The following is a 19,576-nucleotide window of genomic DNA, read 5'->3' as shown; positions in this document are numbered from 1 at the left end:
CCGGGGCGGTCGTGTCTGCGCAGCCCGGTGTGCCGGGGGCGCAACGACGCCGCACGCTCGGCCGCCGCCCCTGCGTCGGGGTGGGCCAGGCCCAGGTGGTCGCGCAGGGTCGGGCCCTCGTACTCCGTGCGGTACACACCGCGTTCCTGGAGCAGCGGCACCACGGTGCCCGCGAAGGTGTTGAGTCCGCCGGGGGTGATGTGCGGGACCAGGATGAAACCGTCGGACGCGTCGGCCTGGACGAAGGCGTCGATCTCCCGCGCCACGGTGGCCGGGGAGCCCACGAAGCTCCGGCGGTTGCCGGTGTTGATGACCAGGTCCCGGATCGACCAGTTGTGCGCGGCGGCCAGCTCCCGCCAATCCCGGGCGGTGGTCAGCGGATCGCGGTACATCCGCACCTGGGCCGCGCGCGATGGTGTTCTCGCCGGGCAGCGGGTCGATGTCCGGGAGCGGGCCGTCCGGGTCGTAGGCGGACAGGTCGCGGTTCCAGACGAACTCCAGGTGCTTGATCGCGGTAGCCCCGCTGACCTGCGCCCTGCGCACCTCGCGGGCCGCTTCCTCGGCCTCCTCGCCGGTGCCGCCGAGGACGAAGGTCGCGGCGGGCAGGATGAACAACTGGCCGGGTCGGCTGCCGTAGGCGGCCAGGCGGCGCTTGACGTCCGCGTAGAAGCTCCGGCCGGCCTCCAGGGTGCTGTACCGGCTGAAGATGGCGTCCGCGCTCGACGCGGCGAACTCACGGCCCCCGTAGGAGTCCCCGGCCTGGAAGACCACCGGGCGGCCCTGGGGACTGCGCGGGACGTTGAACCGGCCGTGGATGTCGAAGTGCCGGCCGTGGTGGACGCCGTCAGTTGAGACAGGCGCCCGAAGCACTGTCAATGCGCGTCCGTCAGGTGATACGTGTGCGGGAGCGGCCGGCTCCCGGTCAACAGGAGGCGGGTGCGGTGCCGTTGGGGATGTGCGCCGCCCGGTCGAGGATCTGCACGGCCGCGCCCGCGGCCTCGAGCCCGCGGCAGTGCGTGTGATGCCGGCGGGCGATCCCGTCGAGGTCGAGATGCGGGCCGAAGGCGGGATGGGCGGCCAGCCGGCGGGCGTAGGCCCACAGATGCGGATGGCCGGCCACACGGTGCACGGCGTCGGCGTCCAGGTGCCAGCGGTGCACGGTGTCGAGCTGCACCAGACTGACCCACAACTCCACGTCGGAAGCAGTGAGTTGATCGCCCAGCAGGTGTTCCTGGTGGGCCAGTCGGCCGTCCAGTTGCCGCAAGGTGCGCAGCAGCGAGGTGAGTGCGGCACCGCGGTCCTCGTCGTCGGCGTCGGCGCTTCCGGCGCGCTGGGCGGCCGCGTCGATGCCCTGGGCGCACAGCCGCCGGACGCCCTCGATCTCCGCGCCGGCGCCCTTCGGACGGAGCCGGGGGCGGCCTGCGCCGAAGCGGCGTACCAGGTCGCGCATGATGTCCGGGGGGTGTGTGCTGACGATGCGGCCCGACCAGTCGTCGCTGAGCACCGGCGCCACGGCGGCTCCGGAGTAGCGATGGGCGCTCGCCTCGTACAGCGGGCGCAGCGCGGAGTGTTCGCCGCCGGGTCCGTCGGGCACCGTGGGCAGCACGGTGACGGGAAGGACCTCGTCGAGGCCGAGCAGGCTGTGGGTGATGGCGATCCGCAGACAGTCCGGACAGGACGGCGACAGGTGGAGGCGGTAGCGGCGCGGTACGGCGTAGTGGCCGCTGCGGGCGTCGCGGCCGATCCTGCCCCGGAAGGCGGGGGCGGGGCGGGCGAGCGGGAGTGCGGTCGGGGCAAGGGCGGACATGTCTCTCCCAGGGGTTCGGTCGCGCGAGGGTGCGGTGGGTGGCGGCCCACGGGCGGGCGGCACTCTCCGGATGCGGGGCGGGACGGGACCGAGGGTCCGGCGCCGCCGGTTCAGCGCAGGGGAGCGGACGCGCTGCAGACACGCAGCAGGTCGATGTGGCGGCGGGAGGTCAGAAGGAGGGACTGCCGGCGGGGGCGGTGCACTCGGCCGAGGGCCGGCTCCAGGCGTCCCATGTTTCCCTACCCGTTCACTAGGAAATCCCTACGGGAGTGTCGATCGGGGTCCGGCCCGCGTCAAGAGGGTGGTCCACGGAGTGAGAGGGCCGCACAGACGCACCGTTGGGGCGGATTATGGTAGTTGGGGCAGTTTTCCGGGTCGCCGATGGGCGGCCAGTAGACTGGGGAACCATGGCCGACTCCCCCGCCCCCGATGACCAGCCCGGACCCGACGGGACGGACAAGGACGGGCTGCTGCCGGCCGAACTGCGCGCCTGGATGCGGCTGCTGGCGGCGGCCGGAGCCATCGAGCAGCGGCTGCGCTCCCAGGTCAAGGACACCCTCGGGGTCTCCCACGACGAGTTCCTGGTGCTGTGCCTGCTGGCCGACCAGCCGGGCGCGGCCCTGCGGATGACACAGATCGCCGAGCTGCTGGGCCGCCCCAAGACCCGACTGACCTACCAGATCGCCTGTCTGAACCATGCGGACCTGGTGACCCGCCGCTCGGTCTGCGGCGACAAGCGCGGTATCGAGGTCGCCCTCACCGACAAGGGACGCAGACTGCTGCGCGAGGTCTCCCCGGCACTGGCCGAGACCGTCTCCCAAGCCGTCCTGGAGATGGTCGACCACCAGGAGTGCGACACCCTGCGCGGGCTGCTGCCCGAGACACCGGAGACCACCGGGTGACAGCAGGGCCCGGGTTGGGCCACCCTTGACAGGACAAAAGCGTGACTGATTGACTACTCACATGCAGAAAGCCCGGCCCCGCCAGTTGTCCACCGCCGAGGAGCGCCGCGAGACCGTGCTGCGCACCGCGATCGGGGCGTTCGCCGCGCGCGGCTACTTCGGCACCACCACGGCCGAGGTCGCCAAGGCGGCCGGCATCTCCCAGGCGTATGTCTACCGGCTGTTCCCCAACAAGGAGCTGCTGTTCGTCGCCGTGGTCGAGCACTGCTTCGTCCAGGTGCGGGCGAGTCTGGAACGGGCGGCGGCCGAGGCCGAGGGAAGCTCCCCCGAGGTGGTGCTCTCCGCCATGGGAGACTCCTACGCCAAGCTCATCAGCAACAACGACCTGATGCTGATCCAGCTGCACGCGCAGGCGGCGGCCGTCTCGGAACCCGCGGTGCGCGCGGCCGTCCGGCAGGGGTACGCCCGCATGGTGGAGTACGTGCGCGGCGCGTCCGGCGGCAGCGAGCAGCAGGTCCAGAACTTCTTCGCCGTCGGGATGCTGTGCCATCTCATCGTGTCGATGGGGGCCGACGAGGTGGAGGCTCCGTGGGCGCGGACACTGACGGCGGGGATCACCCACTACTGAGGCCGAGGCAAGGTCAAGACAGCGGCAGATCCCCCTGACTACCGCCTGAAGGCCCCGCTGACCAGCCATTTCCCTGATGTGTTCAGGTTGCTTTCAGGGTGGAGCGCCCCTGTGGCAACTCATGCACCAGAAGCCCCAAAACATTGGCAAAGAGGCCTGGGAGAGCGACGGTTGGTCATGCCATCGTGCGGGCCATGAGCATTGAGCACGCCCTTGATGACCGGCCCCCCTCCCGCACCTCGATACGCCGTATGGCGAACAAGGTGCCGGAAGTGACCGTCTACTTCTGGATCATCAAGGTTCTCACCACGGGCATGGGCGAGACCGCGTCCGACTTTCTCGCACATCTGCTCGGCCCGATCCCTGCCGTCGGGCTCGGCGGTCTGGCCCTGCTGGTGTCGTTGGTCGCGCAGTTCGCCGTGCGACGGTATGTGGCCTGGATCTACTGGACCGCGATCGTCATGGTGAGTGTGTTCGGCACGATGGCCGCGGACGTCCTGCACGTGGGCCTGGGCGTCCCCTACACGCTCTCGACACCCTTCTTCATGGTGGCGCTGGCGGCCGTGTTCCTCCTCTGGTACGCGAGCGAGCGGACCCTGTCCATCCACAGCATCGACTCCCGCCGCCGCGAGGCGTTCTACTGGGCGACGGTGCTGGCCACGTTCGCGCTCGGCACGGCGGCCGGCGACCTGACGGCCACCATCGGCCTCGGCTACCTCGGTTCCGCCGTCCTGTACGCCGTCGCGATCTGCGTCCCGGCCGTCGCCCACCGCGGGGGCCTGCTGGCCGCGGTGCCCGCGTTCTGGTCCGCGTACGTCATCACCCGTCCGCTCGGCGCCTCGATCGCCGACTGGATGGCCGTCGGTCCGGGCCGCGGCGGTCTGGGCTGGGGCCTGGGCCCGGTCACCCTGTCCTGGACGGTGGCCATCCTCGGCTTCGTGACCTATCTGGCGGTGTCACGCCGGGACACCGCCACCGTCTGAGGCGGCGACGCCGGAGCATCGCGTCGGCGCGGAACGGAGAAAGGCCGTGCTGAGGGGCTATGAAAACCCCTCAGCACGGCCTTTTTTGACTGTACGTCAGCTCGTCGCGCGAACGGCGTCGCGGATCAGGGCCGCGACCTCCTTCGGCTCCGAGACGGCGACGGCGTGCGAGGCGCCGGCGAGCTCGACGACGGTCGCCCCGGCACGCTGCGCGCCGAAGCGCTCAACCTCAGGGTTGATCGCCTGGTCGGCGCCGGCCACGAGGGCCCAGGACGGCTTGGTCTTCCACGCGGCCGCCGAGGCGGTCTCCGCGAACGCACCGGCGGCCAGCGGGCGCTGCGCCACCGCGAGGACCTTCGTGACGTCCTCGGGCACGTCCGCGGCGAAGACCGCGGGGAAGGCGTCCTCGGCGATGGTGACCTCGACGGCCGTGTCACCCTCCCCGACGGGGTACGTCCATTCCTTCAGGTTGCTCACCAGCGGGGAGAGGGGGAAGCGGCCCTGCAGCTCGCCGAGGCTCTCGCCCTCCTCCAGGACGTAGGCTGCGACGTAGACGAGGCCGACGACGTTCTCCGTGGTGCCGGCCACGGTGATGAGCGCACCGCCGTAGGAGTGGCCGACCAGCACGACGGGGCCGTCGATCTGGGAGGCCACGGAGGCGATGTAGGCGGCGTCGGAGGCGAGGCCGCGCAGCGGGTTCGGGGGCGCGACGACCGCGATGCCCTCGCGCTGCAGCTCGGCGATGACCCCGGACCAGCTGGCCGCGTCGGCGAACGCGCCGTGGACCAGGACGACGGTGGGCGTGGAGGTGGTCATGTGTGCTGTCTTCCTCTGGTTCAGGCGGTGTGCAGAGCGGCGTGCAGGGTGCGGACCGCCATGGTGATGGCGGCCTCGGCGCCGTGCGTCTCACGCAGCGCGTTGAGCATCACGAAGTCGTGGATGACGCCCTGGACCCGTACGGCGGTGACGGCGACGCCGGCCTGGCGCAGCTTGTTGGCGTACGCCTCGCCCTCGTCGCGCAGCACATCGGCCTCGGCGGTGATGACCAGCGCCGGGGGCAGACCGGCGAGCTGCTCGGTGGTGGCGCGCAGCGGGGAGGCGGTGATCTGGGCGCGCTCGGCCTCGTCGGTCGTGTACTGGTCCCAGAACCACTGCATACCGTCCCGGCGCAGGAAGTAGCCGGTGGCGAACTGGTGGTAGGAACCGGTCTCGAAGCCGGCGTCGGTGACCGGGTAGAACAGCACCTGCTGGACCAGCGGCACACCGCCCCGCTCCTTGGCCATCAGCGTCAGCGCCGCGCTCATGTTGCCGCCGACGGAGTCACCGGCCACCGCGATCCGGGTGGCGTCCAGGCCCTTGGACGCGCCCTGCTCCACGACCCACCGCGCCACGGTGTAGTTCTGCTCGATGGCGACCGGGTAGCGCACTTCCGGGGAGAGGTCGTACTCGGGGAAGACCACCGCGGCGTTCGCCCCGACGGCCAGTTCGCGCACCAGACGGTCGTGGGTGTGGGCGTTGCCGAACACCCAGCCCGCGCCGTGGATGTAGATGATCACCGGCAGCGTGCCCTCGGCACCGGCCGGCTTGACGATCCGCGCCCGGACACTGCCCGTCGGACCGCCGGAGACGGTGATCCACTCCTCGTCCACCGCCGGCTTCTCGATCTCACCGGACTGCACCTCGTCGACCGCCTTGCGCCCCTCCGCGGGGGCCAGGTCGAACAGATAGGGCGGGTTGGCGGTGGCTTCCGCGAAGGCGGCCGCGGCCGGCTCGAGGACCGGCGTGACGGGCTTGATCAGTTCGACGCCATCGGACATGACTATCTCCTGCGTACTGAAGGGCGTTGCTTGTCGTTCCGCACGCTATAACCGGCTGACGGCCGGTATTTGACCCCGAGCGCACGGCCGCTGTGCCCACAGCGCACGGAATGGTGCCGCAGACGTCCCCGCCGGGAAAGGGCCGGGGAATTCCTGTGCACTGTCGGTACGCATTCAGTGCACTCGGAGACCACTCGATCCGACGGAGCGGTTCTAGCGTGGCGCTCGAAGCAACCGCGGTCCATTCACTCGGGTTCGATTCCAGGAGGGTCACAAGGTGTCACCCATGCCCGTCGGGGGGCTGGTTCCCCGCACCACCGACGACGAAGCCGCGGAACTGGTCGTCCGCAACGCGAAGATTCACACCGGAGATCCGCGCCGCCCCCAGGTGGAGGCGCTGGCCATCCGCGACGGTGTCATCACCGTGCTCGGGGACGACGAGGACATGGCTCCCCACATCGGCGCGCAGACGAAGGTGGTGGACGCGCTCGGCCGCCGGGCGGTCCCCGGCCTCAACGACGCCCATCTCCATGTGATCCGCGGGGGGCTCAACTACGTACTGGAACTGCGCTGGGACGGTGTGACCACCCTGCGGCAGGGCCTGGCGATGCTGCGTGAGCAGGCCGCGCGCACGCCCAAGGGCCAGTGGGTACGGGTGGTGGGCGGCTGGTCGGCCGAGCAGTTCGCCGAACGACGGCTGCCGACCGTCGCGGAGCTGAACGCCGCCGCCCCCGACACCCCGGTGTTCGTACTGCACCTCTACCAGTCGGCGGTGCTCAACCGGGCGGCGCTCAAGGCCGTCGGCTACACCAAGGACACCCCCGGCCCCAGGGGCGGCCAGATCGTCCGCGGCCGGGGCGGGGAGCCGACGGGCATGCTGCTGGCCGCGCCGAGCGCGCTCATCCTCTACTCGACCCTGGCCAAGGCGCCGGTGCTGGAGGGCGAGGACAGGAAGACGTCGACCCGTCATTTCCTGCGGGAGCTGAACAGGTTCGGGCTCACGTCGGCGATCGACGCCGCCGGTGGTTTCCAGAACTTCCCCGAGAATTACAGCACCGTTGTGGAACTGGCCGCGGAGGGCCGCCTTTCCCTGCGTATCGCCTATCACCTCTTCCCGCAGACGGCGGGGCAGGAGATCGACGATCTCACCCGCTGGATAGAAATGGCCGACCCCGCGGACGGTGACGAATGGCTACGGCTCAACGGCGCGGGTGAGAACCTCACCTGGGCGGCCGCCGATTTCGAGAACTTCAACCAGCCCCGCCCGGAACTCGCCCCGGATTACGAGGCGGAGTTCGAGAGGGCGGTCCGCCTGCTCATGGAGAACGGCTGGGGCTTCCGGCTCCACGCGACCTATGACGAGACCATCCGCCGTGACCTCGCGGTGTTCGAGAAGCTCGCCGCGGAGGGCCTCTTCCCGGCCGGCAACCGCTGGCTGTTCGACCACGCCGAGACGGTGTCCGCGGACAGCCTCGACAGGGTCGTGGCCCTCGGCGGCGCGATGTCCGTGCAGAATCGTCTCTCCTTCCAGGGCGAGGCGTTCCTGCGCCGTTACGGCCCCGGCGCCGCCGCGGTCGCCCCGCCGATCCGGTCCATGCTGGAGCGCGGACTGACGGTGGCCGCAGGCACCGACGCCACCCGGGTCTCCACGTACAACCCCTGGGTCGCCCTGCACTGGCTGGTCAGCGGCCGCACCGTCGGTGATCTGGTGCTGCGCCCGGCGTCCAGCCGCGTCGACCGGCACACCGCCCTCGCGATGTTCACCCGCGCGGGCGCCGCGCTCACCGGCGAGGAGGAGGTCAAGGGAGTGCTGCGACCCGGCTGTTACGGGGACCTCGCGGTGCTGTCCGACGACTACTTCACCGTGCCGGAGGCGGAGATCCCGCACATCGAGTCGGTGCTGACCGTCACCGGCGGCCGGATCGTCTACGCCGCCGCCGAGTACGAGGGCCTCGACGAGGAACTGCCTCCGGTCAGCCCCGCATGGAGCCCGGTGGCGCACTTCGGCGGCTACCAGGCGGCGCCCCGGACGGGTCTCGCGGGTGCCCGCCAGGCCGAGTTGCTCGGACAGGCCGCCGCCGAGTCGGAGCAGCACCGGCAGTGGCGCGTACGGCGCGGCCTCGCGGCCGACACCGCGAGCGCTCCGTTCGACCCCTGCTTCGACTTCTAGAACTCCCGGGCGGGGCCGGGCCCCTCGCCGCCCCGCCCGGGGCACCACCACGCTTCCGTCCCCCGTACGGACGGTGCTTCGAGCCGCGGACGACCGTCCGCGCCACTCCTCATGGAAAGGTAATCCCATGGTCGACATCTCCGAGGTCACCGCGGCCCCCAGCCCCGACCTGCTGACCCCCGACAACTGTGCGGTGCTCTTCGTGGACCACCAGCCGCAGATGTTCTTCGGGACCGGCAGCGGCGACCGCACGGCGATCATCAACTCCACCGTGGGCCTGGCCAAGGCCGCCAAGGTCTTCGATGTCCCGGTCGTCCTGAGCACCGTGGCCGCCGAGTCCTTCTCCGGCCCGATCATGCCGCAGCTGCCGGCCGTCTTCCCCGACCACAAGATCATCGACCGCACCACGATGAACGCCTGGGAGGACGTCGCCTTCGTCGAGGCCGTCAAGGCCACCGGCCGCAAGAAGCTCGTGATCGCCGGCCTGTGGACCGAGGTCTGCATCGTGCTGCCCACGCTCTCCGCCCTCGCCCAGGGCTACGAGGTCTACGTGGTCACGGACGCGTCCGGCGGTGTCACCCCGCAGGCGCACGAGCACGCCATCCAGCGCATGGTCCAGGCCGGGGCTGTTCCGGTGACCTGGGTGCAGGTGCTCCTGGAGCTCCAGCGCGACTGGGCGCGTACGGAGACGTACGCCGCCGTCGGGGACGTCGTGAAGGAGAACGGCGGAACCTACGGCCTCGGCCTCGTGTACGCGCAGGCCATCATGGGCGCGCACGCCGCGGGCTGAACCGAACCTCTGAAACAGTAAGGACCGAGTCAGGAACAGGCAGGAACACGATGAACGCTGGACTGCTGCTTCTCCGGCTGGCGGTGGGCCTTCTCATCGCCGGTCACGGAGTGCAGAAGGTGAGTTTCCACCTCGGAGGCCACGGCCTGGCAGGCGGTACGGAGGAGTTCCGTCACGACGGGTTCCGCGGTGGCCGGCTGACCGCGCTGGTCGCGGGAGGCAGTCAGATCGGTGCCGGCCTGTTCCTGACCGCCGGGCTGCTCACCCCGCTGGCCGCCATGGCGGCGATGGGCGTGATGACCGTGGCGGCCACCGTCAAGTGGTCCAAGGGGCTGTGGGTGCAGAACGACGGCTACGAGTACCCGCTCGTCCTCGTCGTCGTCTCCGCGGCGCTCGCCCTGACCGGGCCGGGCCGGTGGTCCCTCGACCGCACCCTGGGCATCACATCCTGGCCGGTGTGGATCGCCATCGCCGTGATCGTGATCGGGCCGCTGAGCGGACTGCTCACCCGGGTGGTGCTGCACCGGTCGTCCCACACCGTGGAAAGGGCACCGCATGCGCGGCCTGCTGACTGACGCCTACCGTACGATCGTCCCGCCGCGGGGAGAGCGCCATGGTCCGCTGCCTCCGCTGATGCTGACCCTGACGGTGGTGACCGGCCTGGTCGACGCCGTGAGCTACCTCGGTCTCGGCCATGTCTTCGTCGCCAACATGACGGGCAACGTGGTCTTCCTGGGGTTCGCGCTGGCGGGCGCCCCGAACCTGTCCGCGGCGGCCTCCGTCGTCTCCCTGGCGTCGTTCCTCGTGGGCGCGCTCACCGGCGGCCGGCTGGGCACGCGGTTCGCCGATCACCGGGGCAATCTGCTGAAGACGGCCACGGCCGTGCAGACGGTCCTGGTCGGCGTGGCCGTGGCCGCCGCCGCGATCGGCGACGGCAAGGTCACCACCGGCGTCGAGTACACGCTGGTCGTGTTCCTCGGGCTCGCCATGGGCCTGCAGAACGCGGTGGCCCGGCGGCTCGGCGTCCCGGACCTCACCACGACCGTGCTCACGCTGACCCTGACCGGGCTGGCCGCGGACTCGGCGCCCGCAGGTGGCACGGCGCCCCGGCCGGGCCGTCGGATCCTGTCGGTGCTGGCCATGTTCCTCGGCGCCTTCATCGGGGCCCAGCTTCTGCTGCACGTCCATCTCGTCCTGGCCCTGGGGCTCGCCCTGGCGCTGCTCGCGGTCACCTCCCTGGCCACGCACCGCCTGTCGGCCGGCGACGCCGACTGGGTCCGGGCAGGGGCCTGAGACCGGGTCGTCCCGCCCGGGTGCCCTCGGTTGCCCGGGCGGGGGTCAGGCCGTGGCCCGGCGCTGTTCCCGGGCCGCGCGCTCGACGGCACGCCGGATGGGCCCGTAGCCGGTGCAGCGGCAGATGTTGGAGCCGACCACGTGGTCCATGGCCTCCGGGTGGTCGGCCAGATCGGGGTCGGCGTCGAGCGCCCCGGCGGCCACCATGAGGAACCCGGGGGTGCAGAAGCCGCACTGGAGGGCGTGTTCGGCCGAGAACGCCCGCTCCAGCGGATGGGGTTCGCCGTCCGGGCCGGCCAGGCCCTCCACCGTGCGCAGGGAGCGCCCGTAGGCCTGCACGGCGAGCGCCAGGCACGAGCGGACCGGTTCGCCGTCCATGAGGATCGAGCAGGCCCCGCAGACTCCGTGCTCGCACGCCAGGTGCGTACCCGTGAGCCCGAGGTCGTCCCGCAGGACGTCGGCGAGCAGACGGCGGGGCTCCACGTCGAGGGAGTGGCCGGTGCCGTTCACGGTGAGCGTGATCCTCATCGGTGGTCTCCCTCTCGTACGGCGAGGCGGGCGCGCCGGTCGTTCGCTGCTTCGAGGAGCGTTCGTGCGACCAGGACGCTGACGATGTGCCGTTTGTAGTCGGCGTCGGCGAACGGTTCGGGCGACGGCGCCGCGTCCTGCTCGGCGGCGACTCGGCCGGCCCGGGCGAACGGATGGTCGTCGTGGACCCGTTGTCCCGCCGGGAGCTGGCCGAGTTCGCTGCCCCGCAGCACGTCCTCCGCCGCACGGGCCCGTACGGGGCGGTCGGCGGAGTTGACCAGTCCGATCCGTACGTCGCTGATCACGCCGTCGTCGACCGTCAGGGTCGTGCCGACGGCGACCTGGGCGAAGCAGAAGTGCGTGCGGCGGTGCTCGACGAAGCTCGCGCCGGTGTCCTCGCCGAGCAGCGGCAGGCGTACGGCGGTGATGAGCTCCTGCGGCCGGCGGGCGGTGCGGAACGGCCCGAGGAAGTAGTCGCCGGCCGCGACGGACCGGTCGCCGTCGGGTCCGGTCAGCTCGACGGTGGCGTCCAGGGCGACACCGACGGCGCACCATTCCGAGGCGGGATGGGCCCAGCCGTAGCTGCCGACCATGGTCCCGCGGGAACGGATCGGCGGATGGGCGATGTTGACCACGGCCTGGGCCAGCAGCGTGCCGAGCGGGCCCGGTACGGCGTCGGGCGACTCGAAGGCCGCGTGCCGGACCAGCGCGCCGACGCGCAGTGCGCCGCCCTCGACGCTCATGCCGTCGAGCTCCGGGATCCGGTTGATGTCGACGACGAGCTCCGGCCGGATGCGCTGCAGATGCATCTCCAGGATCAGGCTCTGTCCCCCGGCGATGACCTGGGCCCTGCGCTCGGTGTCGCCGAGTGCCTCGACGGCCTCGGCGACCGTACGGGGCACCGTGTAGTCGAAGGCCGCGGGTTTCACCGGACGCCTTCCTCGTTCGCCGAGGCGCGCAACGCGCGCAGAATGCTGTCGGGGGTGAGCGGCATCTGCAGCAGGCCGGGATCGACGTTCGGCAGGGCGTCGGCCACGGCGTTGACGACGGCCGCAGGTGTGCCGATGCAGCCCGACTCCCCCGCTCCCTTGGCGCCCAGTGGGGAGTTGGGGCTCGGGGTGTGGGTGTCCTTGACGTCGATGGGCGGGACTTCGGTGAACGTCGGGAGCAGATAGTCCAGGAAGCCGCCGGCCAGATGCGGTACGCCGTCGTCGTCGAACCGCATGCCTTCGTAGAGGGCCTGACCAACGCCCTGCAGGACCGATCCGTACGCCTGGCCGTGCACCACCGCGGGGCTGAGGATCACTCCGCAGTCGTCGACGGCCACGAGGCGCAGGATGTGCACGGTGCCCAGGTCCACATCCACCTCGACCACCGCCGCGTGCGCGCCGAAGGGGAACGCCTGGCTGCTCTCGAACCGGTCCTCGACGCGCAACGGCCCGGTGTGCTTCACCAGTTCGCCCAGGCCCATGAGGGGCGTGCCGTCGTGGGCGGTGTGCACGGAGCCGTCCGTCCACTCGATCCGGTCGACCGGCAGATCCCACAGCCCCGCCGCCCGGGTGCGGGCCTCGTCGATCAGCAGGTCCGCCAGGTGCCGGAACAGGGCGCCGTCGATCTGCGCCGAGCGGCTGGCGAACGAGCCCAGTCCTTCGGGCTGTTCGTCGGTGTCGCCCTCGACGAGGCGGACCTGTGTCTCCGGCACCCCGAGGAACCCGGCGATCAGCGCGGGGAAGACCGTCTCGTGTCCCTGACCGCTGGGCGCGGTACCGCACCGCGCGGTGATCTTGCCGTCCTCGCCGGCCTGGAGGCTGCCGAACTCGTGCAGGCCGCCGGTCTCGCCGCCGGAGCGCTCCACATAGCAGGAGACTCCGATGCCCAGCGGAAAGGCGTCCGGGTCCTTGCGGCGGCGGGCCTGCTCGGCACGCCATCTGTCGTGGTCCAGCGCCTCCAGGGCCAGGTCCAGGGCGGCGGCGTAGTTCCCGCTGTCGTAGACGCGTCCGACCGGTGTCTCGTACGGGAAGGCGTCCGGCGGGATGAAGTTGCGCCGTCGCAGTTCGACCGGGTCCATCCCGAGTCGCCGGGCGAGCAGGTCGATGCTCCGCTCGATCGCGATCGCCGCCTCGGGGCGTCCGGCGCCCCGGTACGGGTAGATCACCATGGTGTTGGTGAGCACCGAACGCACCGACTCCTCGACGGGCTCTCCCGCCTCGCCCCGCAGGACGACGTTGCTCAGGCCGTCGAACAGCCGGACCTCGTCCTCGAGCGCCGCGGACGGCGTCACCACGGCGGGCAGGGGATCGATCGTGACGGTGACCTCGGCGACCCCGTCCTCGGCCCGGTAGCGGTCCTCCCCGAGGACTACCGCCAGTGCCTCGCCCGGGTAGCGCACCCGGTCCTTCACGAGTGCGGGCCACTCACGGCCCGCCACGGCCTCCTCCGTGGAGAGCATGGCGAGCAGGGTGTTCGGAACCGGTGGCAGCTCCGGCAGATCCGCCGCGGACCAGGCGCCGGCCACGCCGGGGACGGCACGGGCCGCCGTGCAGTCCACCTCGCGCAGCACACCGTGAGCGACCGGGCTTCTCACAAATGCGGCGTCGAGACATCCCGGCACTCTGATATCGGCGACGTACCGGCCTTTCCCGGTGAGCAGTCGCTCGTCCTCACGCCTGGCCCATTTCTCCACATCAACACCTCGATCGTGTCTATGCGGGAATTCAGCTTCCACGGTGGTCACGGTCGCCGCGCGGGGACGAGTCGTGCGGGAAACAGTGCACTGTGGGCAAAGAGGTGTGCACTGCGCGGACAGGCCGCCCGGCCGGGACCGGGCGGCCTGTCGCAGCGCCGGACGGTCAGCCGAGTTCCTTTTCCAGCCAGGCGAGGATCTCGGGCGTCACCGGGTCGGTGATGTCGGAGAACTCCTCGTGCTTCTTCAGGAACTTCGCCACGTAGGGGCAGACCGGCACGATGCGCTTCCCCTGGGCGCGCACATCGGTGAGCGCCTCCTCGACCAGGCGGCCGGCCAGCCCCTGGCCGGCGAAGGCCTCGTCGACCTCGGTGTGGAAGAAGACGCGCTGCGCGTCGTGGTCGCGGTACGCGGTCAGACCGGCGCGCTTGCCGTCGACCAGGATCTCGTAGCGGTGCCTGGCGTCTGCCCGCTCGACGACCGGAGCGGCGGAAGGCTGGCTCATGGGGTGCCTTTCGACAGAGTGTCGGGTGTTTCGAGTGTCAATCGATTGTCTCGACTGTGGGTCAGTGTCCTTGACCGGGTGTCAGTGAATTCCAGTGCGCCTCAGGGCATCGGACCGTGCCCGTGACTTCGACGGCGCGTCAGTCGCGCGGTGGATTCCTGCGCGGCGTAATGATGGCATTCGGCAGGGCGGGGGCGGGAAGCCGGTTCCCCGGATATCCCTCGACCGCGCCGAAGCGGTCGGAGTTGTTCTCCCAGTCCGCACGCGCCTCGACGATGTCGTCGTGGCTGCGGCCGATGAAGTTCCACCACATGACGATCTCCTCCTTGAAGGGAGTTCCGCCGAGCAGCACCGTCCGCGCGGGCTCCGCCGACTCGTTCGTCAGGGTCAGCGCCTCGGTTCCGGGGTGGACGTAGGCCAACTCGGCGGGGCGCAGGGCCACATCGGCCACCCGCACATCCCCCTGGTCGACGAGCAGGCCGTGCTCGAAGGCGGGGTCGACGGCGAGCGTGACCGTCGTACGGGGCTGGAGGACGATCTCGGCGCCGAGCAGCGGGGTGAAGGTCCGCACCGGGGACGACGCGCCGGCCAGGCTGCCGAGGAAGACCCTGATCTCGGCGCCGTCGATCCGCAGGGGCTCGGGCACATGGTGCTGGAAGTCCCGCTCGGTGTGCCGGTGTTCCTCCGGCAGGGCCACCCACAGCTGGACGCCGTGCAGGACCGTGGTGCGCGGGGTGGAGACCTCCGAGTGGCAGATGCCGTGCCCGCCCGTCATGAGGTTCAGCTCGCCGGGCTTGACGAGCGCATGGCTGCCCAGGCTGTCGCGGTGCTCGATCTCCCCGCTGAAGAGCCAGCTCACCGTCTGCAGCCCGGTGTGCGGATGGGGGGCGACATCCATGCCGCCGGTCGCGGCGACATCGTCAGGCCCGTAGTGATCGGCGAAGCACCAGGCCCCGATCAGGGTCCGGGCCCGCTGGGGCAGGGTGCGCCGCACGGTCATCGCGCGCGGGCCGCCGAGCGGTACGTCGCGCGCGGTGATCACATCGACCCGCGGCCCCTGTGCCGGCTGCCCGCCGTCCGCCGCCGCGCGGCAGCGCGCCTCGACCGGCTCTGTTTCGACGTTGCTCACCGTGACCGCCTCTCGACCTTCATAATGGTTTTATATTAAACAACTATCGCCCCGATCATAGGACGATGGTGGTGTCACGTACACGACGGAACGACGGGTCGGAAGCGGCCGCCGAAGGAGTCCCGAGTTGACCACCCCCACGACGCACCCCGCCCACCGGCGCATCTACCTCGACAAGCAGAGCCCTTCGGCTTACCGCGCGCTGGTCGGGACCTCGGAGGCGGTGCACACCGTCGCCGCCGAGGCGGGACTCGAACGTACCCTCGTCGAGCTGATCAACCTCCGTGTGTCCCAGATCAACGGGTGCGCATACTGCCTCAACGTACACACCCGCGCCGCCCTGCGCGCCGGCGATACCCCGCAGCGGCTCGGGGTGCTGCCGGCCTGGCGGGACACCGAACTGTTCACACCCGAGGAGCGCGCGGCGCTCGCCCTGGCCGAGGCCACCACCGAGCCGAGGGACGCCGCGGCCCAGGAGGCCTCGTACGAGGAGGCCCGGCAGGTGTTCACGGACGACCAGATCTCCGCGGTGATCTGGGTGGCGATCACCATCAACGCGTTCAACCGGCTATCGATCATGAGCAAGCACCCGGTGCGGGGGCTCGACGGCCAGAGCCGCATGGTCATCGCCGGACGAGATGACTGACGTCTGAAACCATCTCCCGGAACGAGGAAGCAACGGGAGCCGCCGAGCGCTTGGTCCCGTGAGAGCACCGAGGAAGCTGCTCGACCACCGCAAGGCGTCCCCCCGAGCCGGCCCCGCCCGGCTCCGTTCCCGAAGAAGGTCCCGTGTCCCAGTCGTCCGCTCTGCGCACGCCCCGCAGCACCGAGACCACCGCCCAGGCCGCCCCCGGCGTCCCGGGCTGGCTGGTCGCACTGCTCGCCGTCGCCTCCGGAATGACGGTCGCCAACCTGTACTACGCCCAGCCGCTGCTCTCCTCGCTGCGCGACGTCTTCCACATCAGCACCGCCACCGCGGGCCTACTGATCACGCTCACCCAGGTCGGCTACGTGATCGGCATGCTCTTCCTGGTCCCGCTCGGCGACCGGCTGGAGAAGCGCAGCCTGGTCACCGTGCTGCTGGCGGTGACCACACTGGCCCTGGTGGCGGCCGGCCTCGCGACCGGCTTCCCCATGCTGCTGGCCGCCTCCCTGATCAGCGGGGCCACCTCCGTCGTCGCCCAGATCCTGGTCCCGTTCGCCGCGAGCCTCGCCCCGGACCACGCCCGCGGCCGGATCGTCGGCCGGGTGATGAGCGGACTGCTCACCGGCATCCTGCTCTCCCGCACGCTGAGCAGCCTGGTCTCCGACCTCGCCGGCTGGCGAGTCGTCTACCTCGGCTCCGCGGTTCTGATGGCCCTCCTGGCCGTGGCCCTGCGTGCGGCACTGCCCCAGCACGCGCCCACCACCACGGTGCCCTACCACCATGTGCTGCGCTCCACCGTGCGCCTGGTGCGCACTCACCCCGCGCTGCTGCGCCGGGGTCTCTACCAGGCCGCCATGTTCGGTTCCTTCAGCGCCTTCTGGACCACCGTCTCCTACGTCCTGACCGGCCCCCGCTTCCACTACTCCCCCGTCGGCGTCGGCATCTTCGCCCTCGTCGGAGCCGCCGGAGCCGCCATCGCCCCGTTCGCCGGGCACTGGGCCGACCGGGGCCTGACCCGGCCCATCACGGGCGTCGCGTTCGCCGTCGCCGCCCTGGCCTTCGCCGTCGCGGGCCTCGGCGGGCACAGCATCGTCCTGCTCGCCCTGGCCGCCATCGCCGTCGACATGGCCGTACAGACCACGCTGATCCTCGGCCAGCACACCGTCTACCAGCTCGACCCCGCCGCCCGCGCCCGCCTCAACAGCGCCTTCATCGCCACCTTCTTCCTCGGCGGCGCCCTCGGCTCACAGCTCGGCTCGGTCGCCTACCGCTCCGGCGGCTGGGGCGCGGTCACCGTCCTCGGCGCGGCCCTGCCGGTCCTCGCCCTGCTCTACTGGCTCACCGAGCACCGCACCACCGCCCGGCGGCAGGACCGGGACGCCGTGTGACGCGGCACGCCGTGGCGGTGCACCAGGGGACAACACCCGGTGCGCCCCACGGCAATCCGACCGCGCACACCCTTCTACGGTCGTCATGAACCACACGAACGGCCGCCGACAAGGGGCAGCATGCGACAGATTCCCTCCGGCGCCGCGCACCGGCGCTCGATCCCCTTCCGGCTGAAGGTCGAGGAGGAGGACTGACCTTCACCCAGCCGACCGGATACGACCACAATGACATCACTGTCGTGGGCTACCCGGGCCACGACAACCACAATGACGCCGGGCAGGCCATCAAGTGCACCGTGCCGACGACGCAACTGCCCAGATTCCGACAGATGTCGATGACCTGCGGTGGTTACTACGGCGGAGTGTCCGGCAGCCCCTGGATCACCGACTACCAGGACGACGCACGCAGCGGCCATGTCATCGGCAACCTCGGTGGATACAACGGCGGCGGCAACGACGCGAACGTCGACTACATCAGCTACGCCCCGGCGTTCGGCACCGACGCCGCCAACCTCCTTGCGAACGCCGTCGCCAACCAGGATCCTCCGACCAACCTGCCTCCGTACCAGGGCCTCCAGGGCGAGCTTCCCGGCGGAGCTGCGCTATGGCAACACGCCAAGCTACTGGCCTCGGGTGACTACACGGGCAACCACCGCAGTGACCTGATCGTGGTCTGGTCCGACGGCGAAGTCACCTTGTATCCCGGCGATGGCAAGGGCGGGTTCCTGCCCGAGACGCAACTGCAGAAGCCCAAGTCCATCTGGACACACGCAGAAACCATCACCGGTGGGGACTTCGCCGGCAGTAACCTGTCCGATCTCATGGTGCGCTGGTCCGACGGCGAGGTCACCCTCTACCCCGATGTGAGCACGTCCGGCATGGGCAATGAGATCCAGATGGCGCCCTCCGGCTCCATCTGGAAGGACGCCATACAGATCTCGGCCGGACAGTTCCACAACGGGAAATACGCGACCGACCTGATGGTTCGCTGGGTCGACGGCGAACTGACCCTTTACACCTACGTCGGCGCCGGCACCTTCGGAACCGAGAACCGCCTCCTGGCCAAGAACGACACCTGGAAGAACGCCACCTTGCTGACCAGTGGCAACTTCAGCGGTAACGGCAACTGGGACGTGCTCGTACGCTGGGTCGACGGCGAGCTCGACACCTACGTGGCCACCTCGACCGCAGGGCTGGGCGCCGAGGCCCGCATGCGTGACGCCAACGACCTGTGGAAGCACGACCTGGTGATGACGGCAGGCAACTACACGGCAAACAACTTCAACGACGACCTGATCGTCCGCTGGTCCGATGGCGAGACCACCCTGTACGCAGATACTGCCTACCAGAACCTGGGTAGCGAGAACACGCTGGTCTACCCCGGAACCTGACACGCGAGAACCAGACTCATGGATTCAGGGGGAATCATGCGAACTACGACCCGTCTCGCCGGAGGCACGGTAGTGCTCATGGTCGGCATGGCACTGACGGCCTGTGGCCACACAGCCGCACAGGACAAAACCACCAAGCCCGTGACCAGCTCGGTGAGCGCATCCGCCACCGCCTCCGCCGCTCAGCCCCCGGCAGGGAAACCAGCGGAGTGCCGGACCAAATCCTTGGCGTGGAAGCTGGTCCTGCTCCCGGCGAAGGGCAGCAGTCGGCGCGACGCGCGATTGACGGCTGCCAACCCTGCGTCGCGACCCTGCGTGTTCGCCGGCTACCCGGGTGTCCTCATCCACAACGGGAAGGCGAACAGCCTTGAAGGCGTCGGCCACGGACACCCCAAAACCGTCACTCTGCATAAGGGTGCGAAGGTGACGGTCGACCTTCAATACACCCCTCGCGGCGCGAAGAGTGCCGGCGACTATTGCGTGACAACGGACGAAGTGCTGGTCTCGGCACCGCATAACCCCGACGACGACCGCGCGAACATCCGAGTCGTGGACGCACATGACAGGTTTGCCGTGATCGATGCCTGCGGCGAATCCATCTCCATGTCGCTCCCGCACTAGGTAGCAGTCCCGGACGCCCACGAGGCCCTGCACCGCCCTCTTGGCGCTGGTGCAGGACCTCACACCCGCATCCGCGCGGCGGTTTTGTCTTCCTCTTCCACCAGTGGCGCCAGCTGGGCAACCTCGCTGCCCGAACATCAACGCTGACAACCGCCGACAGCTAACCTCGATTCGTCAGCGGTCGCGATTGCCTGATGAGGTTGATGGTTCGCCCTGTTTGTCCCGCGTGATCGCGGGCGGGGCCTTCGCGTGTCGCTGCGGCTGCGCCGGGGTTCCACGGCACCCGGACGTCGTT

Annotated in this window: 20 protein-coding genes and 1 pseudogene; 11 read left to right on the top strand and 10 right to left on the bottom strand. The window is 70.4% G+C overall.

Features of this window, described 5'->3' with window-relative positions; translation table 11 throughout:
- Positions 1-44: 44 nt before the first annotated feature.
- From ACFYX0_RS37485 to ACFYX0_RS37475, 3 genes and pseudogenes are all read right to left on the bottom strand, one after another.
- A pseudogene (locus ACFYX0_RS37485) lies at positions 45-840 on the bottom strand (LLM class flavin-dependent oxidoreductase); the annotation flags it as partial.
- 82 nt (positions 841-922) lie between these two features.
- Positions 923-1,807: a glutathione S-transferase C-terminal domain-containing protein gene (locus tag ACFYX0_RS37480; protein ID WP_388977653.1), complete on the bottom strand. Its 885-nt coding sequence runs from the start codon at positions 1,805-1,807 to the stop codon at positions 923-925.
- Positions 1,808-1,917: 110 nt separating this feature from the next.
- Entirely contained in the window at positions 1,918-2,040 is a 123-nt protein-coding gene (locus ACFYX0_RS37475; protein ID WP_355907860.1) for a hypothetical protein, read from the bottom strand.
- A gap of 174 nt (positions 2,041-2,214) precedes the next feature.
- On the opposite strand from ACFYX0_RS37475, the gene ACFYX0_RS37470 reads away from it, so the two are divergent.
- The 3 genes from ACFYX0_RS37470 to ACFYX0_RS37460 all read left to right on the top strand — a co-directional run bounded on the left by ACFYX0_RS37470 (position 2,215) and on the right by ACFYX0_RS37460 (position 4,320).
- The gene (locus tag ACFYX0_RS37470) at positions 2,215-2,709 is read left to right on the top strand and encodes a MarR family winged helix-turn-helix transcriptional regulator (RefSeq protein ID WP_388977651.1); all 495 of its coding nucleotides are present in this window, start codon (positions 2,215-2,217) and stop codon (positions 2,707-2,709) included.
- 61 nt (positions 2,710-2,770) lie between these two features.
- Positions 2,771-3,337 (top strand): TetR/AcrR family transcriptional regulator, encoded by a 567-nt coding sequence (locus ACFYX0_RS37465; protein WP_388977648.1) that lies wholly within the window; start codon positions 2,771-2,773, stop codon positions 3,335-3,337.
- Positions 3,338-3,531: 194 nt separating this feature from the next.
- Positions 3,532-4,320, top strand: a complete 789-nt coding sequence (locus ACFYX0_RS37460) for a hypothetical protein (RefSeq protein ID WP_311691618.1) — start codon at positions 3,532-3,534, stop codon at positions 4,318-4,320.
- 96 nt (positions 4,321-4,416) lie between these two features.
- Here ACFYX0_RS37460 and ACFYX0_RS37455 read toward each other — a convergent pair whose 3' ends face one another.
- Together ACFYX0_RS37455 and ACFYX0_RS37450 are read right to left on the bottom strand one after the other, a co-directional pair.
- A complete protein-coding gene (locus ACFYX0_RS37455) occupies positions 4,417-5,136 on the bottom strand; it encodes an alpha/beta fold hydrolase (protein ID WP_388977645.1) in 720 nt (239 codons plus the stop codon).
- Between the two features lie 20 nt (positions 5,137-5,156).
- Entirely contained in the window at positions 5,157-6,137 is a 981-nt protein-coding gene (locus ACFYX0_RS37450) for an alpha/beta hydrolase (RefSeq protein WP_388977643.1), read from the bottom strand.
- Positions 6,138-6,423: 286 nt separating this feature from the next.
- On the opposite strand from ACFYX0_RS37450, the gene ACFYX0_RS37445 reads away from it, so the two are divergent.
- The 4 genes from ACFYX0_RS37445 to ACFYX0_RS37430 all read left to right on the top strand — a co-directional run bounded on the left by ACFYX0_RS37445 (position 6,424) and on the right by ACFYX0_RS37430 (position 10,390).
- Positions 6,424-8,307 carry an amidohydrolase gene (locus ACFYX0_RS37445; protein WP_388977640.1) on the top strand — a complete coding sequence of 628 codons (1,884 nt, stop codon included), beginning with the start codon at positions 6,424-6,426 and terminating at the stop codon, positions 8,305-8,307.
- Between the two features lie 127 nt (positions 8,308-8,434).
- Positions 8,435-9,097, top strand: coding sequence for a hydrolase (locus ACFYX0_RS37440; protein WP_355907878.1), 663 nt, complete (start codon positions 8,435-8,437; stop codon positions 9,095-9,097).
- 50 nt (positions 9,098-9,147) lie between these two features.
- Entirely contained in the window at positions 9,148-9,672 is a 525-nt protein-coding gene (locus ACFYX0_RS37435; protein WP_388977638.1) for a DoxX family protein, read from the top strand.
- Positions 9,653-10,390, top strand: a complete 738-nt coding sequence (locus ACFYX0_RS37430) for a YoaK family protein (protein ID WP_388977635.1) — start codon at positions 9,653-9,655, stop codon at positions 10,388-10,390. Before ACFYX0_RS37435 ends, ACFYX0_RS37430 begins: the two co-directional genes overlap by 20 nt.
- A gap of 45 nt (positions 10,391-10,435) precedes the next feature.
- Here the strand turns inward: ACFYX0_RS37430 and ACFYX0_RS37425 are convergent, their stop codons facing one another.
- The 5 genes from ACFYX0_RS37425 to ACFYX0_RS37405 all read right to left on the bottom strand — a co-directional run bounded on the left by ACFYX0_RS37425 (position 10,436) and on the right by ACFYX0_RS37405 (position 15,235).
- Positions 10,436-10,918: a (2Fe-2S)-binding protein gene (locus ACFYX0_RS37425; protein ID WP_388977632.1), complete on the bottom strand. Its 483-nt coding sequence runs from the start codon at positions 10,916-10,918 to the stop codon at positions 10,436-10,438.
- Positions 10,915-11,847 (bottom strand): FAD binding domain-containing protein, encoded by a 933-nt coding sequence (locus ACFYX0_RS37420; protein WP_388977630.1) that lies wholly within the window; start codon positions 11,845-11,847, stop codon positions 10,915-10,917. The genes ACFYX0_RS37425 and ACFYX0_RS37420 overlap by 4 nt, the downstream gene beginning before the upstream one ends.
- Positions 11,844-13,601, bottom strand: coding sequence for a xanthine dehydrogenase family protein molybdopterin-binding subunit (locus tag ACFYX0_RS37415; protein WP_388977627.1), 1,758 nt, complete (start codon positions 13,599-13,601; stop codon positions 11,844-11,846). The genes ACFYX0_RS37420 and ACFYX0_RS37415 overlap by 4 nt, the downstream gene beginning before the upstream one ends.
- Positions 13,602-13,767: 166 nt before the next feature.
- Positions 13,768-14,106, bottom strand: coding sequence for a GNAT family N-acetyltransferase (locus ACFYX0_RS37410; protein WP_388977625.1), 339 nt, complete (start codon positions 14,104-14,106; stop codon positions 13,768-13,770).
- A gap of 139 nt (positions 14,107-14,245) precedes the next feature.
- Complete coding sequence (locus ACFYX0_RS37405) at positions 14,246-15,235, bottom strand: pirin family protein (protein ID WP_388977622.1); 990 nt, start codon at positions 15,233-15,235, stop codon at positions 14,246-14,248.
- A 127-nt stretch (positions 15,236-15,362) separates the two neighbouring features.
- Here ACFYX0_RS37405 and ACFYX0_RS37400 point away from each other — a divergent pair, with 127 nt between their 5' ends.
- From ACFYX0_RS37400 to ACFYX0_RS37385, 4 genes are all read left to right on the top strand, one after another.
- The gene (locus ACFYX0_RS37400) at positions 15,363-15,881 is read left to right on the top strand and encodes a carboxymuconolactone decarboxylase family protein (RefSeq protein ID WP_388977620.1); all 519 of its coding nucleotides are present in this window, start codon (positions 15,363-15,365) and stop codon (positions 15,879-15,881) included.
- A 251-nt stretch (positions 15,882-16,132) separates the two neighbouring features.
- Positions 16,133-17,269, top strand: coding sequence for an MFS transporter (locus ACFYX0_RS37395; protein WP_388977706.1), 1,137 nt, complete (start codon positions 16,133-16,135; stop codon positions 17,267-17,269).
- A 239-nt stretch (positions 17,270-17,508) separates the two neighbouring features.
- A complete protein-coding gene (locus ACFYX0_RS37390) occupies positions 17,509-18,660 on the top strand; it encodes a hypothetical protein (protein ID WP_388977617.1) in 1,152 nt (383 codons plus the stop codon).
- Between the two features lie 78 nt (positions 18,661-18,738).
- Positions 18,739-19,281 carry a DUF4232 domain-containing protein gene (locus ACFYX0_RS37385; RefSeq protein ID WP_388977614.1) on the top strand — a complete coding sequence of 181 codons (543 nt, stop codon included), beginning with the start codon at positions 18,739-18,741 and terminating at the stop codon, positions 19,279-19,281.
- The last annotated feature ends 295 nt before the right edge of the window (positions 19,282-19,576 follow it).

Source organism: Streptomyces sp. NPDC002573 (assembly GCF_042889625.1).
GTDB classification, from domain to species: Bacteria; Actinomycetota; Actinomycetes; order Streptomycetales; family Streptomycetaceae; genus Streptomyces; species Streptomyces gibsoniae.
The sequence above is the reverse complement of the archived record's forward strand: the minus strand, read 5'-3'. Positions and strand labels throughout refer to the sequence as shown.